Source organism: Streptomyces sp. NPDC031121, assembly GCF_055570615.1.
Map to the genome: position 1 here is coordinate 347,197 of NZ_JBVIGV010000005.1, position 16,077 is coordinate 363,273.

Genomic DNA, 16,077 nt, shown 5'->3' on the forward strand with positions numbered 1-16,077 from the left:
GGCGGGTGCCCCGGGTGCTGTCGTCCTTGCGAGGATCGGGGCATGCGTGCAGCCTTCATCGAAGAACTGGGCCCCGCCGAGAACATCCGGTACGGAGAGATCGACCCGCCGGTGCCCGGGCCGACCGACGTCCTCGTCGACGTCGAGGCGGTCTCCGTCAACCCGGTCGACACCTTCGTGCGGTCCGGGCTCTTCCGCACTCCCGTCGACTTCCCGTTCGCCGTCGGCCGCGATCTCGTCGGCACCGTCGTCTCCGCGGGCCCCGGCGCCATCGGGTTCGCCCCCGGCGACCGCGTCTGGTGCAACAGCCTGGGCCACGGCGGGCGCCAGGGTGCCGCCGCCGAGCAGGCCGTCGTCCCCGCCGACCGGCTCTACCGCCTGCCGCCCGGCGTCGACGCGGCCGAGGCCGTCGCCGTCGTGCACCCCGCTGGCACCGCCTACCTGGCGCTGTTCACCCACGGCCGGGTGCGCCCCGGGGAGACCGTCCTCGTCGCCGGGGCCGGGGGGAACGTGGGCAGCGCCCTGGTCACCATGGCCGTCGAGGCCGGCGCCCGGGTCGTCGCCACCGCCGCCGCCCGCGACGCGGAGCACTGCCGGTCCCTGGGCGCCGCCGAGGTGCTCGACTACCGCGACCCGGACCTGACCGCCCGCATCCGCGCGTGCAGCCCCGGCGGGATCGACGTCCACATCGACACCTCCGGGGTGAACGACCTGGCCGCCGCCGTCGACGTGCTCGCCCCGCGCGGCCGCATCGTGCTCCTCGCCGGCGCCCGCTCGCAGCCCGTCCTGCCCGCCGGGCCGCTCTACATGAAGGACGGCTCCGTCGTCGGCTTCGTCATCTCCCACGCCACGACCGCCGAACTCGCCGAAGCCGCCGTCGCGATCAACCGCCTGATGGGCGACGGCAGGCTGCGCGCACGGTCCATAGAGCGCGTCCCGCTGTCCGAGGCCGCCCGCACCCACCGGCGCATCGAGGACGGCGAACTCCACGGCAGCCGCGTCGTCCTGCTGCCCAAGGAGTCCTGACGGCCGGCGGCACGGGCCCACCCGGCCCGGCAGGGGCGCGCGCCCGCACCCACCGCGCCCCCGGGGCACCCGCCCCGTACGCCGCCGGGGCGACCTGACGCACTGACCCGCACCCCGGCGCCGCCCCCGCCGCCCGCTGCGAGACTCGCCGCATGGACCACCCCCCGCAGCCCGCGCCCGCCCCGCGGCGGACCGGCTGGGCGCCCTTCGCGCTGCTGGCCTCCGTGCAACTGCTGCTCAACGCCTCGGTGTCGGTGACGTTCGCCGCCGGGCCGGCCATGGCGCGGGAACTCGGGCTCGGACGCATCGACCTGGTCCTGGACAGCTCCGCCTACGGGCTCGCCTTCAGCGGGCTCCTCCTGCTCGGCGGGCGCCTGGCCGACCGGACCGGCCCGCGCCGCCTGTTCTGCCGGGGCACCGCCCTGTTCGCCGCCGCCTCGCTGGCCGCGGCCCTCGCCCCCGCCCCGCCGTTCGTCCTCGGGGCCCGCTTCCTCCAGGGCTGCGGCGCCGCCATGGCCGCCCCGGCCGCCATGGCCCTGCTGAGGGCCGTCTACCCGGAGGGCCCCGCCCGCTCCGCCGTCCTCGCCCGCTGGGGACTGCTGAGCAGCCTGGGGGCCGCCGCGGGCATCGTCCTCAGCGGGCTCCTCACCTCCTGGCCGGGCTGGCGCTGGAGCTTCGGCGTGCTCGGGGCCGTCGCCGCCGCGGCCCTCGCGCTCGCGCCGCGGTTCCTGCCGACCGGGCCCGCGCCCGTACGCGTCCCCCCGGACCTGCCGGGCGCCGTCCTCGGCACGCTCGCCCTGTGCTCCCTCGGCTACGGCCTGGTCATGGCCGGCCCGCACGGCTGGACCGCCGCCGCCGTCCTCGGGCCGCTCGCGCTCGGGTCGGTGCTGCTCGCCGCGTTCGCCGCGGCCCAGCGGCGGGCCCCCGCCCCGCTGCTGCCGCCCGGCTTCCTCGCGTCCCGCCGCAGGGCCACAGCCCTGGTGTGCGCGCTGCTGGGCCCGGCGACCGGCGCGAGCACCGCCTTCCTCCTCGCGCTGTGGTTCCAGCAGGAGCGCGGCTGGTCCGGGCTGCAGAACGCCCTCGCGTTCGTCCCGTACAGCGCGGTGCTGCTCGGCGTCGGCTTCACCGCGGGGCGCACCGTCGCCCGCCTCGGGGTGCGGACCGTCGCGGCGGGCGGGCTCGCCGCCATCGCCGCCGGGCTGTTCCTGATCGGCGCAGCGGGGCTCCGTACGGGCTCCGAGGCCGCGGTCCTCGCCGGGCTGGCGGTCCTCGCGGCCGGCAGCGGCACCCTCGTCTCCGCGGCCGTCGTGGGCGCCGTCGGCCAGGTCCCCGACGGGCAGTCCGCCCTGGCGGGGGCGGTCGTCAACACGGCGATCCTGGCCGGTCCCACCGCCAGCCTCGCGCTGACCACCTCCGCCGCCGAGGCCCGCACCGCCGCCCTGCTCGCCGCGGGCGACCCGCACGCCGCGACCGGCGGGTACGCCTTCGCGTTCGAGGCGGCCTGCGCCGTGTTCCTCCTGGCGGTCCCCTGGGCCCTGTACGGCCTGCGCCCCGACCGCCGCCCCCGGCCCCCGGCCCCCGCGCCCGCGGAGCCGGCGCCCGCCCGACCCGCCACCCGGGCCTGACCGGGGGCGCGCGCGGGGCCTCCCGGCGCATGCCCCGCCGCCGGGCCTTCCGGCGTACGACCCCCCGTGCGTCCGCGCGACCGCGCGGGCTCCCTTGACGCGGCCCGGCCGCGGCGGGACGCTCCCGGGTCTTGTACGCAGCGCAGCAGCCGGGGGGCCGCCATGCCGGAGCAGTCGAACGGGTCCGCCCGCACCGCGGGGGAATTGAGGGCGAGGCTGGCCTCGCTCGGGGCCCGCTGGTCGGTGCTGGAGCACCTCGCCGACGGCGAACCGCTGCCGCGGCCGCCGCTGGGCCTGGGCCCCGGTGCGAAGCCGACGACCGCCGCCGACGCCGGAACCGTCGACCTGCGCGCCCTCGCCGGCCGGCCGGGCGCCGTCCCGCACCTGACGCGCCGGCGCGCCGCGCACGGCCTGCTCGGCCCGGGCCGCGGCCCGGTGGCCGGAGCGCTGCCGACCGCGGTCGACTGGCGGGGCCGCTGGGGCATGCCGTGGCTGACGAAGGTCAAGGACCAGGCCCCCTGCGCCTCCTGCGGGGCGTTCGCCGCGGCCGGGCTGGTCGAGTCGATGGCCCGGATCGAGCACTGCGTGTGGGCGGAGCGCTCCCCGGGCGACGTCCACGACGGGCTGCGCCTGGCCTGCGGGCAGGGCTCCGACCCGGAGACGGCCCTCGACTGGATCCGGGAGAACGGCGGCCTCGCCGACCCGGACTGCTGGCCGTACTCCCCGCCGCCGCCGTCCGTGCCCGCCGACCGCCGCGACGGCTGGCGCGCCGAGTACACCCCGGGCTGGGACCGGTCGGGCCGTACCGTCCGCATCGGCGGGTACGTCCGCCTCGGCGACGTCGAGCAGCAGAAGGTCTGGCTGGACACCGTCGGCCCGCTCACCGCCTGCCTCGATGTGGACGAGGACTTCTTCGCGCTCGGCGCGGGCGTCTACCACCGCACCGGCGGCCGCCCCGCCGGCGGGCACTGCGTGCTGGTCGTCGGCTACGACGACGCCGCGGGCTGCTGGCTGTTCCGGAACTCGTGGGGGCCGCGCCACCACGTCGGCGGCTACGGGCGGATCGCGTACGGGGAGTCCGGCGTCGACCACTGGGCCAAGTGCGGGCTGACCGGCACCGACGTCGACCCGTGGTCCAGGCGCCGCCTGCACTCCGGCAACGTCTACGAGAGCGGCAACGGGCGCGCCCACCGCAACCTCGAGATGGTCGCCACGACGGGCGGTGGCCGCCTGCGGCACTGGTGGCGGGAGGGCGATGCCCCGTTCCCCTGGGCGCGCGCCGCGGCCTTCGCGGGGGACGCCTCCGGGCAGCCGTCCTTCACCGGCTCCACCTACAACCGCAACATGGAGTCCCTGCACGTGACGACCGGCGGCCGGCTGCGCCACTGGTACTTCGAGCAGTCCGCCGGCTGCTGGCGCGACGGCGGCGCGTTCGGCACCGGCGACGCCGCGGTCGGCTCCACCCCGGCATTCATCCAGAGCGACTACGGCAAACCCGGCAACTTCGAGGTGGTCGTCCGCACGGCCGACGGCCGCCTGAACCACTGGTGGCGGATCAACGGCGCCCCCTGGACGTGGAACGACGGCGGCCGCTTCGCCTCGGGCATCGCCCACTGCGGGCCCGCCCTCGTCCAGACCCGCAGCCGCTGCCTGGACCTCGTCGCCGCGCGAACGGACGGCCGGATGCAGCGGTGGTGGCGCGACGACGCCGACGGGTTCACCTGGCGGCCCGGCGAGGTCTTCGGCAGCGGCGCCGCCTCCGCCCCCTGCATGATCGAGGGGCAGGACGGGGCCGCCGACGAGGACACCGCCGGCACCTACGAGCTGTGCGTCGCCGTCGCCGGCGGACGCGTCGAGCACTGGCGGCGCGGCGCCGCCGGGTCCGCCTGGAGCCGCAGCGCCGTCTTCGGGCACGGCGTACAGGCCGTCACCGGCCTGCTCCAGGGCAGCTTCGGGTTCAACCTGGAGGCCGTCGTCCTGCGCACCGACCGCCGCCTCCAGCACTACTGGCGGGACGGGGCGGGCTGGCACGAGGGGCGGGTGATCGGCCCTGCCTGAGCGGACGCGGCCCCGTACGAGGCCCCCGTCCGCCCGGGCACGGGCGGCGCGTCAGGCCCGGCGCCGGCCGGTCAGCCGGTGCTGCACCGCCTCCAGCGGGCCGCGGTCGAAGCGCCGCAGCCACAGCACGGACCCGGCGGCCAGCACCAGCGACACCGCCGCCCACAGGCCCATCACCCACCAGGGCCCGGTCCCGGCGAGCCGGCCGGCGAGGCCCAGCCCGAAGCCGTAGCAGACCAGCATGCACAGCACGTTCTGGCCGACGTACGCCGACAGGGCGGTCCGGCCGATCGCGCCGAGCGCGGCCGCCCCGGGGACGGTGAAGCGGTCGAGGGCCCAGCCGATGAGGCCGATGTAGCCGAGCGCGACGAGCGGCGCGACGGCGTACCGCCCGAGGAAGAAGAAGTCGTCCCCGCCGAGCCAGGCGGCCGCCCCGAGCGGCAGGCCCGCGCCGAGGCCCCAGCGGGCCATCCGGACCCGGATGCGGCGCCCGGCACCGGTGGGCGAGAACGCCCCGGCCCGGTAGAGGCGCACGCCCAGCAGGAAGAGGAAGAGGAGCAGGCCGAAGGTGAAGACGGGCTCGATGCGCAGGGCGAGGGCGTTGCCGAGGCGGAAGCGGATCTGGTCGACCCAGCTGCCCTCGGCGTACAGGGCGACGGCCTGCGGGTCGGGCGCCCGGTCCGCCCCGTCGGGCGAGGCCGCGAGGGCGAGGGTCAGCAGTCCGACGAGTGCGAGGTGCAGGCCGCCCGCCGTCCACATCACCGCGCTCCGCACCCGCTCGGAGCGGGCCAGCAGCCAGGCGGCCAGCAGCGCGGTGACCGCGTACCCCATCAGCACGTCCCAGGCGAAGACGAGCACGAAGTGCACCGTGCCCTCCAGGAACAGGAACGCCGCCCGCCGCGGGTACCGGCCCGGCCACGGCTCGCCGCGGCGCGCGGCGGAGTCGTACTGGATGGCCAGCCCCACACCGAACAGGACGGTCAGGAGGGCGAGGAACTTGCCGTCGGCCAGGAACCGGAACACGGACTCGGCGATGTTCGCAGCGGACGGGTCCGTGCGCGGGTCGGGGGCGTCCAGCCCGCCCTGGAGCACGCCCCACTCGGAGCCGGGCGCGGCGAAGATCCAGACGTTGGTCATGAGCGTGCCGAGGATGGCGGCGCCGCGCAGGACATCGAGCAGCGGAAGCCGGGCCGCGGTCACACGGCTCCCGGGAAGGGCGGTGGTGTGGGCCATGGCTCCAGCGTCCCGGCGCGCCCGGCCCGGTACGTCGTGCCGGTGGACGAAGCCGCCGTACATCCTTCGATGCAGCGGGCCCGGCCCCGTCTCGTCCGCATCATGGAACGCCATACGCGTGCATGATGCATGTACCTATGCTGGGTGCATGCCCGCCTCCGCCACCGTGCCCGCGCCTGCCTCCGCCCCCGCCGCCGTACGGGCCCGCGCCGGCCGCGCCGGGCAGCCCGTGCCGGCGACCGGCCGGTGACCGGCCCCGCGGAGCCCCCGGGCGGGCCGCGGGCGGTGGCCGCCTGGTCCATCGGCGTCGCCGTCTACTTCGTCGCCGTCGTCTTCCGGACCAGCCTCGGCGTCGCCGGGCTGGAGGCCGCGGACCGCTTCCACGTCTCCGCCTCGGCCCTGTCGGCCTTCTCCCTCCTCCAACTCCTCGTCTACGCCGGCATGCAGGTCCCCGTCGGCCTGATGGTGGACCGGCTGGGCACCAAGCGGGTGCTGACCCTGGGCGCGGTCCTCTTCACCGTCGGCCAGCTCGGCTTCGCGCTCGCGCCCTCGTACGAGACCGCCCTCGCCGCCCGCGCCCTGCTGGGCTGCGGCGACGCCATGACCTTCATCTCCGTCCTTCGGCTGGGCACCCGCTGGTTCCCCGTCCGCCGCGCACCGCTGATGGCGCAGCTGGCCGGGCTCGTCGGCATGTCCGGCAACCTCGTGTCCACCCTCGTCCTCGCGCCCGTCCTGCACGGGCTGGGCTGGGCCGCGGCGTTCGCGGGCAGCGCGGCCGCGGGCCTGGTGGTGCTCGCCCCGCTGGTGCTGTTCCTGCGGGACGGCCCCGAAGGCGCCGGGGCGGGCCCGGCGGCCGCCGCCGGGCCGGGCTCCGGCGGGGCCGGGTTCGTCCGCAGCCGGATCCGCGACTCCTGGCGCGAGCCGGGCACCCGCCTCGGCCTGTGGGTGCACTTCACCACCCAGTTCCCCGCGATGGTGTTCCTGCTGCTGTGGGGCATGCCGTTCCTGGTCGAGGCGCAGGGGCTGCCGCGGACGACCGCCGCCGGGCTGCTCACCCTCATCGTCGCCTCGCACATGCTCTTCGGGCTGGTCTACGGCCAGGCCATAGGCCGCCGCCAGAGCGCCCGCGCCCCGCTCGCCCTCGGCACGGTCGCACTGACCGCCGCCCTGTGGGCCGCCGTCCTCGCCGTACCCGGCGGCCGCGCGCCGATGTGGCTGCTGGTCGCGCTGTGCACGGTGCTCGGGACGTGCGGGCCCGCCTCGATGATCGGCTTCGACTTCGCCCGCCCCGCGAACCCGGCCGAACGGCAGGGCACCGCCTCCGGCATCACCAACATGGGCGGCTTCCTCGCCTCCATGACCGCCCTGCTCGCGATCGGCGTCCTGCTCGACGCCACCGGCGGCGACTACCGGGCCGCCTTCTCCTCCGTCTTCGCCGTCCAGCTCCTCGGCGTCGCCCGGATCCTGCGGCTCCGCGGCCGCGCCCTGGCCCGCGAACGCGAACGCGCGGACGAACGCGCGGACGAACGCGAGCAGGAAGGCGAGCAGGAAGGCGAGCAGGAAGGCGGGCACGGCCGCGAGCGCACGGCCGCCGCGCAGCCCGCCGCTAGGGCGTGACGGCGAAGTTCGCCAGGATCGCGTCCGCCAGCTCCCGGTCGCCCTCCACCTTCAGCCGGTCGCCGACCGCGTGCGGCCGCACCCGGCCCGCCGCTAGGCGCACGTACGTCTCCCAGTCCGTCGCCAGCGTGACCGCCGGGCCCAGCGAGGGAGTCGAGTCGATGCTGCCGCGCCCGCCGCCGTCGACGCGCACCGTCCGCAGGAACTCCACCGGCCCGTGGACGTCCACCACGACCGCCGAGTGCGCCGGCGCGCCCGCCTTCTTCGCGACCACCTTCGGCAGCTGCGCCAGCATCAGGTCCCGCGCCACGTACGCGCCCGGCGAGTCCCAGTTGCCCGGCACGCCGAGCGCCGCCCGCAGGTCCTGCTCGTGGATCCACACATCGAACGCCCGCAGCCGCAGCGCCGTCTCCAGCGTCACCTGGTCGCCCAGCGGCCCCCGCACGACCGTGGCCGGATCCCGCTTCTCGTTGCGCAGCTGCCGCGACCGCCGGATCAGCGTGTACTCCAGCTCCGAGGTCATCTCCGGCGCCGTGTGGTGCCGCCGGACGTCGACCTGGACCTCCATGTACCGGGTGAACTCGTCCACCACGTGCCGCAGGTCCCGGGGCAGCGTGTGGATCGGCCGCGGGTCGCCGAGCATCTCGGTCTCGACGCCGATGACATGCGAGACGATGTCCCGGACCGACCACCCGGGGCAGGGTGTCGCCCGGTTCCACTCGCCCTCCGTCAGCGGGAGGACCAGCTCGGATATCGCCTCGACGGAGTGGGTCCACGCGTCGGCATAGGGCTGGAGGCTGGGATGCGGATGGACGGTCAAGGGGACCCCTCGCGAGCTGTTCGGTGGCGCGTTTTCCGGAAGCGGTGGACTGGATCCCAAACTACGCTGCCGATGAGCACCCCGGCAGTGCTTTCGTGTGACGATCGTAGGCCCGAATCGGCGGCTTGAACGCCAGAACGGTGGTAGTGTGCGCGCCTCGCTCATCCAAATCGCGGTGTCCGACGGGGAGTCGGTGGCCCGCCGCCGGGCCCGCGTGGCCGATCTCGTACGGGAGCAGGCCGGCTCGGACCTCGTCGTGCTGCCCGAGCTGTGGACCGTCGGAGCCTTCGCCTACGAGCTGTTCGAGACCGAGGCCGAGCCGCTCGACGGCCCCACCTTCGAGGCGATGTCGAAGGCCGCGAGCGACGCGGGCGTCTGGCTGCACGCCGGCTCCGTCGTCGAGCGCGCCGGGGACGGCTCCCTCTACAACACCGCGCTGACGATCTCCCCGGCCGGCGAGCTGGCCGCCACGTACCGCAAGATCCACCGCTTCGGGTTCGACCAGGGCGAGGCCGTGATGATGGCGGCCGGCGACACCCTGACGACCGTGGCCCTGCCGGAGCAGACCCTCGGCATCGCCACCTGCTACGACCTGCGCTTCCCCGAACTGTTCCGCGGCCTCGTCGACGCCGGGGCGACGACGCTGGTCGTCTCCGCGGGCTGGCCCGCCCGCCGCCGCGCCCACTGGACCCTGCTGAACCGCGCCCGCGCCGTCGAGGACCAGTCGTACGTCCTGGCCTGCGCCCTGGCCGGCACCCACGCGGGCGTCGAACAGGCCGGGCACAGCCTGGCGGTGGACCCGTGGGGCGAGGTCCTCGCCGAGGCGGGCCCGGAGGAGACGGTCCTCCACGTCGACCTGGACCCGTCGAAGGTCGCGGAGACCCGCGACCAGTTCCCGGCCCTGAAGGACCGCCGCCTCTAGCCGCAATTGCGAGCCGCAATTGCGGAACAAGTTGGTGGCAGACCGCACGAGCTGCCCATGCGCACGCCAGGCCCGAAACCGCCCCTGCGGGGGGACTCGAGGGATACAGACCGCCCAGCATGCCGCGTCCCTGGTCCGGAGATACCCTGGAAGAGGGGCGTCGTGTGGCCCGGTGCCCAGGAAATGGGCCCGACCGGAATACAGATGCCCGGGCCGCCGGGGGGCCTTTGGCTGGTACCCGCGGCCCCGCGCTCACGTCGTTTGCCTGCACCCGCACCGCGCGGAGTGATGGCGTGCGCCATTCGAGATGTCGGCTATCCCCGCAATGCCATTCCTGCAAGGAGGGATCGCATGAATCGGCACGCCCAATACGCAATTCTCGCACCCCTCATCGTGGGTGCTGTCACCCTACCGCCCGGGCTCGCCGCCCATGCTGCCCCAGCAGCGCCGGTTGCGGCCCCGCAGCAACCGGAATGCGGCATCGTCGTAGCCGCCGGTACGGATCCCGTCGAGTACGACCTGCAACTGAAGGGCTTCAAGGCAGGGCAGGAAGTGGTCATCACCGGAGCGGACGCAACGTTCACGGCCCACGTCAACGCGAAGGGCGCATTCACGGAAGAGGACGTCAAGAACGCCCGTTACAGCGTGTCTGTCGGGCAGGGCGCCAACAAGCAGACGACCCAGTGCGACAAGGCTGCCAGGCCGCCCGCCGCACCCGTCAGGATTACGTCCGTGGATATCACCAGGGCGTCGACTGCGACCCCCGAGGTCAACTGCAAGGAACCGCAGGAAGTCACCTTCGAGGGCAGCCTCGTCGGAAAGGGGACCGGGAACGTCGACTACACCTGGTCGTCCGGCAACAGGACGATCGCCCCGGACGTCAAGTTCACCGCCTCACCTATGAAGGTCGAATCGTTCCGGGTGAAGTCCCCGACGCGGGCGATGCCCCAGGACCCCGCCCCCAAGGTGACTGCCAAGCTCTCGGCAGACAAAGCGTCGGACGAGTTGACGTTCACCCTCAAGTGCCAGCCCAATACCTGACGAGCGACGCTCCGCCCACCCGGGACAGCAGCCACGCGGCGGCCCGCCGCGCCCCCGGCGCGGCCGCAGGGCCCGCCCAGGCCTACACCGCAGCCGGAACGAGGTCCCGGACGGCAGCAGGGCGGTAGCAGCCTGGGCACCACCTTTGCCGGCTGCCATCCGGTCGGGACGGCCGTGGTCGGAGCGGCCGCCCGGACCGGCCTCAAGGGGCGGCGCGAAGGTCGGTGACGAGGCGGAAGCGCTGCAGAACCACTGGCGTCGCGTCGTCGACGGTGAACTCGGGGTCCTCCAACGCGGCACGCATCTCTTCGCTGTGCCAGAACTCCTCGTGGCCCGCACGCCACCGAGCCACGCTGGTGTCACCCTCCCCTTCGTCCACCACGTGCGCCAGGTCCACCTCTGCCAGCGGGACGACGCGCACTTCGGTCACCTCGATGATCGCGACCGGACGTTCGTCCGAGTCGATGACCACCCACCGGTCCCCCGTTTCCGGCAGGGGTTCGCACTCGTGCTCGTAGTCGACGAGGAGCGTCGTCGTAGAAGTCTTCGAACCGTCGAGGATCGCCGCGACGAGCCGGTCGCGCAGCGGACCGGGGAAGGCGAACTCCGCCCTGGGCATGGAGGTGAATTCGGCAGGACGTGATGCGGGGTCAGGCGGCATGGGAGAACGGTAACCACACGTCCCGCGCAAAGCCGGTAGGGAGCGGGCCGCCCCACCGGCGACAGGAGCAGCGGGATGCGGCCCAAGGTGCGCGATGCCGGGACGTCCCGCACTCGGGAAGCCCCGCAACGGTGGCGGGACGGGCGGCCGGGCGAGCGGGTGCACCGCAGCAGTGGCGGAGGACCTTCCGCCGACCGCGTCGGGAGCCGACCTGTCCGGCCGAGGAACGGACACTGCGAGGAGGAGGGTGTCAAGCCCCGAGATCCAGGGGCCTGACCCGGGTGCCGTCCACGGGGCCCAATGGAAGCACGGCCCCAGCAAGGGGCGACTCGGATCGGCCGGGCGATGGACCGGCTGACTTACCCCTCCAGGAGACACCCATGACCCGCGTCAACCTCACCCAGCGTCTCGCCCTCCTCGGCGCTTGCGGAGCTCTCGCCGCCGGCGGAGCGCTCCTCCCTTCCGCCGCTTCGGCCGCGCCGGCCACGCCGCAGACGCCGGCCGTTCAGACGATCCAGGAGTACGTGGCGCACGAGGGCCGCACCCAGGCGAACGTGACGACCAAGACCACGGTCACGAAGCGCACCCTGAGTGACGGGCGGGTCAAGGTCACCACCGTCACGACGGTCACCAAGACCACCAAGAACCATCACGGCAAGGTCCTCAAGAGGACAGTCACCACGACCACGACCGTGAAGTTCCATCCCGCCCCCGACCACCACAAGCACGACCACGACCACGACCGCAACGGCGACCACAACCACCACGAGCACGACCGCAACCACAACGACCACGACCGCAACCACAACGACCACGACCGCAACCGCGACTGAGATCGGCTTCCGACTTCGCGGTCATCGGTCGCCTGTCCGGCCTGCATCAGGGAGTCTCCCGTCCTCGTACGTGGTCGGGAGACTCCCTCTCGGCGCGTGGCAGGTGTGCTGGGCGGGCGGGTCGAGGTCCTGGATGCGGGTGGCTGCGGCGTGCAAGGGGGCGAGGACCGAACGGACGGCCTTCCGGGCGGTGCGCTCGCAACGGTGGAGGGCGTCGACGTCCCGCCGGGCGTGAACCCGCTCAGCGGCCTTCAAGGGCAGGAGCCCCGACCCGGCCGGAGCACTAGGTTGGGGCCATGGCCCTGCTCTACGTAACAGACCTGGCGTACCCGGCGCGCGGACGCCGCTACGGCGACGAGGACGTCCACCTCACCTCCCGCCTGCGCGAGCACTTCGACCTCGCCCTGTGCCACCCCGGCGACGCCGCGGCCCTCCTCGCGCACGGCTTCGACGCGGCGATCGTCCGCAACAGCGGCCCGGTGATCCACTACCGCGAGCAGTGGGACGCCTTCCGCGCCGCGGCCCGCGCCACCGGAACCCCGGTCTACAACCCGCCCACCGGCCGCGGCGACATGGCGGGCAAGCAGTACCTCCTCGACCTGACCGCCGCGGGCCTCCCGGTCATCCCGACGATCGACGACCCCGCCGACCTGCACCTCCTCCCGCGCTCCACCGCATACGCGGTCAAACCGAAGGAAGGCGCGGACTCGATCGGCCTGCACTACACCCCCACCCCCTCCACCCCGCCCGGCACGCACCTGATCCAGCCGCGCATCGACTTCGCGTACGAGGTGTCCTTCTACTTCGTGGACGACGCCTTCCAGTACGCCCTCCACGCCCCCGACCCGGACCGCCGCTGGGAACTGACCCCCTACGACCCGACCCCCGCGGACCTGGCCTTCGCCCGCACCTTCGTCGAGTGGAACACCCTCGCCCACGGCATCCAGCGCGTGGACGCCTGCCGCACCCCCGAGGGCGGCCTCCTCCTGGTCGAACTGGAGGACCTCAACCCCTACCTCTCCCTCGACCGCCTCCCCACCCCCACCCGCACCGCCTTCACCACGGCCCTGGTCCGCTCCCTCGAGGCCTTCCTGAAGGCATGAGCCCGGGAGCAGGGAGCGCGCGCTGATCCGCCGTTCACACGCGGATGGCAAGCTTGAAGGATGAACGATGCCGCCCCGGCGCCCACCCCTGCGCCCCGCCGTGCCCGTGTCCGCGCCCCCGAGCTGGTCGGGAAGGGGGGCTGGCTGAACACCGGAGGCAAAGAGCTGACCCTCGCCGACCTGCGGGGACGCGTCGTGATTCTCGATTTTTGGACGTTCTGCTGCATTAACTGCCTGCACGTCCTCGACGAGCTGCGGGAGCTGGAGGAGAAGCACCGCGACACCGTCGTCGTCATCGGCGTGCACTCGCCGAAGTTCGTGCACGAGGCCGAGCACGCCGCCGTCGTCGATGCCGTCGAGCGGTACGAGGTGCACCACCCCGTCCTCGACGACCCCGAGCTCGCGACCTGGCGGCAGTACGCCGTGCGGGCCTGGCCGACGCTCGTCGTGATCGACCCCGAGGGGTACATCGTCGCCCAGCACGCCGGCGAGGGGCATGCGCATGCCATTGAGCGGCTCGTCGGGGAGCTGGAGGCCGAGCACGCCGCCAAGGGCACGCTGCGGCGCGGGGACGGCCCGTACGTGGCGCCCGAGCCGGTCGCGGGCGACCTGCGGTTCCCGGGGAAGGCGCTCGTGCTGCCGTCGGGGAACCTGCTGGTGTCCGACTCGACGCGGCACCGGCTCGTCGAGCTGGCCCCGGACGGCGAGACCGTCGTCCGGCACGTCGGCAGCGGCGAGCGCGGCTTCGGACCGGACGCCTTCAGCGAGCCGCAGGGCCTGGCGCTGCTGCCCGGCGGGAAGGTCGTCGTCGCCGACACCGTCAACCACGCGCTGCGCACGTACGACCCGGCCACCGGGGCCGTGGAGACCGTCGCCGGCACCGGCCGCCAGTGGTGGCAGGGCTCGCCGAGCTCCGGCCCGGCGCTGGAGGTGGACCTGTCCTCGCCGTGGGACGTGGCCTGGTGGCAGGACCGGGTGTGGATCGCGATGGCGGGCGTCCACCAGCTGTGGACGTGGGACCCGGCCGACGGCACCGTGGCCGTCGCCGCGGGCACGACGAGCGAGGGGCTCCTCGACGGCCCGGCCGCCGAGGCCTGGCTCGCGCAGCCGTCGGGCCTCGCCGCGGCGGGGGACCGCCTGTGGGTGGCCGACTCGGAGAACAGCGCGCTCCGCTACGTCGAGCGCGCCGAGGACGGCGACGGGTACGTGCTGCGGACCGCGGTCGGCACCGGCCTGTTCGACTTCGGCCACCGCGACGGCGACGCCGCGCAGGCCCTGCTCCAGCATCCCCTCGGCGTGACGGCCCTGCCGGACGGGTCGGTCGCCGTGTGCGACACGTACAACCACGCGCTGCGCCGCTTCGACCCGGCGACCGGGCAGGTGACCACGCTCGCCACGGACCTGCGCGAGCCCAGCGGCGCGGTCCTCGCCGGTGAGGACATCGTGGTCGTGGAGTCGGCCCGGCACCGGCTGACGCGGCTGTGGCTGCCGGAGGAGGCCGTGCGGGTGGAGGCGGTCGCGCACCGGACGCAGCGGGCGGCGACCGAGGTCGCGCCGGGCACCCTGCGGCTGGACGTGGTCTTCCGGGCGCCGAGCGGGCAGAAGCTCGACACCCGGTACGGGCCGTCGACGCGGCTGCTGGTGTCGTCGACCCCGCCGGAGCTGCTGCTGTCGGGCGAGGGCGCGGGGACGGACCTGTTCCGCGAGCTGGCCCTGAACCCGGAGGTCGCCGAGGGCGTGCTGCACGTGTCGGCGATGGCGGCGTCCTGCGACGACGACCCGGCCAACGAGTACCCCGCATGCCATGTGCACCAGCAGGACTGGGGTGTCCCGCTGAAGGTGGCGGAGGGCGGGGCGGCCCGGCTGCCGCTGGTCCTCGCGGGCATGGACGACGAGGCCGCGGCCGGAGCCTGATCCCGTGGCGGGGCGGCGGGGCGGCGCGCCGGACGGCGGCGCCGGGACCGAGCCGGCGGCGCCGCCCCGGGCCGCTATGCGGCGGAGGCCTCGTCGGTGGCCGCCGCGGCCGCCCCGCTGTGCGCCGCGCCGGGGTCGGCGGGGGCCGGTTCGCCGCGGCCGGCGCCCTCGATGGCGGCGACCAGCAGGTTGGGGTCCTTGTCCGTGGCCTGAGCGGACGCGCTCGCCACGTACACCTTGCCGTCCCGGACCGCGACGGATGTCGGGCCGGAGATCCCGTCCCGCCGCGTCAGCAGGGTGCCGCGGGTTCCGTCGGGCCGTACGAGGACCACCTCGTCGGAGGCGGGCAGCGCGGCGACGGCCGTCCTGCCGTCCCCGGTGAACGCGAAGTCGTCGATTCCGGCGAGCCCGGTGGCGTGGGTCTCGACGGCGCCGGCCGTGCCGTCCTCCCGGACGGGGATCCGCAGCAGGGTCCCGCGGTCGGAGTTGGAAACCCACACGGCGCCGTGGTGCACCTTGATGCCGTTGGCGCCGGCCGAGGTGAGCGGTTCCAGCGGGGTGCCCGCGGCCCAGGCGGTCACGGAGGCGTCGTGGAGGGAGATCCGCCAGACGGTGCCGAGGCGCGAGTCGGCCGCGTAGAGGAGGCCGTGGCGCTTGTCGAGGGCGAGGCCGTTGGCGTGGCCGTCGGCGGGCAGGCGGGCGAACAGCTCGACGGTGCCGTCGGGGCGGATCCGGTGGATGCCGGTCCGGTCGGTGCCGGTGACGTACGGGACGTACAGGCTGCCGTCGTGCGTGCGCACGATCCCGGTGACGGCCGCGGCGCCCGTGCCCGGGGTCCGCGCCGGCGCCGCCTCGGGGAGGGTGGCGATGACCCGGGTGTGCCCGTCGGCGTCGGAGTGCACGACCTGCCGGGCGAGGGCGAAGGTCAGGTACGCGGAGCCGTCCGGGTCGAGCGCGATGTTCTCGGGGGTCTGCCCGTCCTCGTGGCTGTAGTGCGCGATGACCCGCGGGTCGGACAGCCGGAACGCGGCCGTGCCCGCCGGTGCGGGATCCGCGGCCGGCGCGGCGGGTGGCGGCGGCGGGATCGCGGAGGCGGGGGCGGGCGCGGAGGCCAGCAGGGCGAGGGCGGCGAGGGCGAGGGCGGGGGGGGGGGGGGGGGGGGGGGGGGGGGGAGAGGGGGGGCGGGGTGGGGGGGGGGGGGGGGGGACTGCTCTTTTTTTCCGT

Annotated in this window: 13 protein-coding genes; 9 read left to right on the top strand and 4 right to left on the bottom strand. The window is 75.0% G+C overall.

The features are described 5' to 3' along the window. Positions 1-42: 42 nt before the first annotated feature. The 3 genes from ACZ462_RS11745 (at position 43) to ACZ462_RS11755 (ending at position 4,709) form a co-directional block, all read left to right on the top strand. Complete coding sequence (locus tag ACZ462_RS11745) at positions 43-1,026, top strand: NADPH:quinone reductase (protein ID WP_467805841.1); 984 nt, start codon at positions 43-45, stop codon at positions 1,024-1,026. 152 nt (positions 1,027-1,178) lie between these two features. Next, the gene (locus ACZ462_RS11750; RefSeq protein WP_467805840.1) at positions 1,179-2,651 is read left to right on the top strand and encodes an MFS transporter; all 1,473 of its coding nucleotides are present in this window, start codon (positions 1,179-1,181) and stop codon (positions 2,649-2,651) included. A gap of 162 nt (positions 2,652-2,813) precedes the next feature. Next, positions 2,814-4,709: a C1 family peptidase gene (locus ACZ462_RS11755; protein ID WP_467805839.1), complete on the top strand. Its 1,896-nt coding sequence runs from the start codon at positions 2,814-2,816 to the stop codon at positions 4,707-4,709. Between the two features lie 51 nt (positions 4,710-4,760). Here the strand turns inward: ACZ462_RS11755 and ACZ462_RS11760 are convergent, their stop codons facing one another. Continuing rightward, entirely contained in the window at positions 4,761-5,942 is a 1,182-nt protein-coding gene (locus ACZ462_RS11760) for a DUF418 domain-containing protein (protein ID WP_467805968.1), read from the bottom strand. Between the two features lie 246 nt (positions 5,943-6,188). Here ACZ462_RS11760 and ACZ462_RS11765 point away from each other — a divergent pair, with 246 nt between their 5' ends. Beyond that, positions 6,189-7,559, top strand: a complete 1,371-nt coding sequence (locus ACZ462_RS11765; RefSeq protein ID WP_467805837.1) for an MFS transporter — start codon at positions 6,189-6,191, stop codon at positions 7,557-7,559. Here the strand turns inward: ACZ462_RS11765 and ACZ462_RS11770 are convergent. Then, positions 7,549-8,379, bottom strand: a complete 831-nt coding sequence (locus tag ACZ462_RS11770) for a maleylpyruvate isomerase family mycothiol-dependent enzyme (RefSeq protein ID WP_467805836.1) — start codon at positions 8,377-8,379, stop codon at positions 7,549-7,551. The genes ACZ462_RS11765 and ACZ462_RS11770 overlap by 11 nt on opposite strands. A 148-nt stretch (positions 8,380-8,527) precedes the next feature. Between ACZ462_RS11770 and ACZ462_RS11775 the strand changes: the two genes are divergently transcribed. Then, the gene (locus tag ACZ462_RS11775) at positions 8,528-9,301 is read left to right on the top strand and encodes a carbon-nitrogen family hydrolase (RefSeq protein ID WP_467805835.1); all 774 of its coding nucleotides are present in this window, start codon (positions 8,528-8,530) and stop codon (positions 9,299-9,301) included. Between the two features lie 351 nt (positions 9,302-9,652). After that, positions 9,653-10,342, top strand: coding sequence for a hypothetical protein (locus ACZ462_RS11780; protein ID WP_467805834.1), 690 nt, complete (start codon positions 9,653-9,655; stop codon positions 10,340-10,342). 202 nt (positions 10,343-10,544) lie between these two features. Here the strand turns inward: ACZ462_RS11780 and ACZ462_RS11785 are convergent, their stop codons facing one another. Next, on the bottom strand, positions 10,545-10,961 hold the full coding sequence (locus tag ACZ462_RS11785) for an ASCH domain-containing protein (protein WP_467805833.1): 417 nt from the start codon (positions 10,959-10,961) through the stop codon (positions 10,545-10,547). 422 nt (positions 10,962-11,383) lie between these two features. Here ACZ462_RS11785 and ACZ462_RS11790 point away from each other — a divergent pair, with 422 nt between their 5' ends. The 3 genes from ACZ462_RS11790 to ACZ462_RS11800 all read left to right on the top strand — a co-directional run bounded on the left by ACZ462_RS11790 (position 11,384) and on the right by ACZ462_RS11800 (position 14,853). Beyond that, a complete protein-coding gene (locus tag ACZ462_RS11790; protein WP_467805832.1) occupies positions 11,384-11,836 on the top strand; it encodes a hypothetical protein in 453 nt (150 codons plus the stop codon). Between the two features lie 296 nt (positions 11,837-12,132). After that, positions 12,133-12,939: an ATP-grasp domain-containing protein gene (locus ACZ462_RS11795; protein ID WP_467805831.1), complete on the top strand. Its 807-nt coding sequence runs from the start codon at positions 12,133-12,135 to the stop codon at positions 12,937-12,939. Positions 12,940-12,999: 60 nt separating this feature from the next. After that, entirely contained in the window at positions 13,000-14,853 is a 1,854-nt protein-coding gene (locus ACZ462_RS11800) for an NHL domain-containing thioredoxin family protein (protein WP_467805829.1), read from the top strand. A gap of 74 nt (positions 14,854-14,927) precedes the next feature. On the opposite strand, the gene ACZ462_RS11805 is transcribed toward ACZ462_RS11800, so the two are convergent. Beyond that, complete coding sequence (locus tag ACZ462_RS11805) at positions 14,928-15,755, bottom strand: NHL repeat-containing protein (RefSeq protein ID WP_467805827.1); 828 nt, start codon at positions 15,753-15,755, stop codon at positions 14,928-14,930. Positions 15,756-16,077 lie beyond the last annotated feature (322 nt).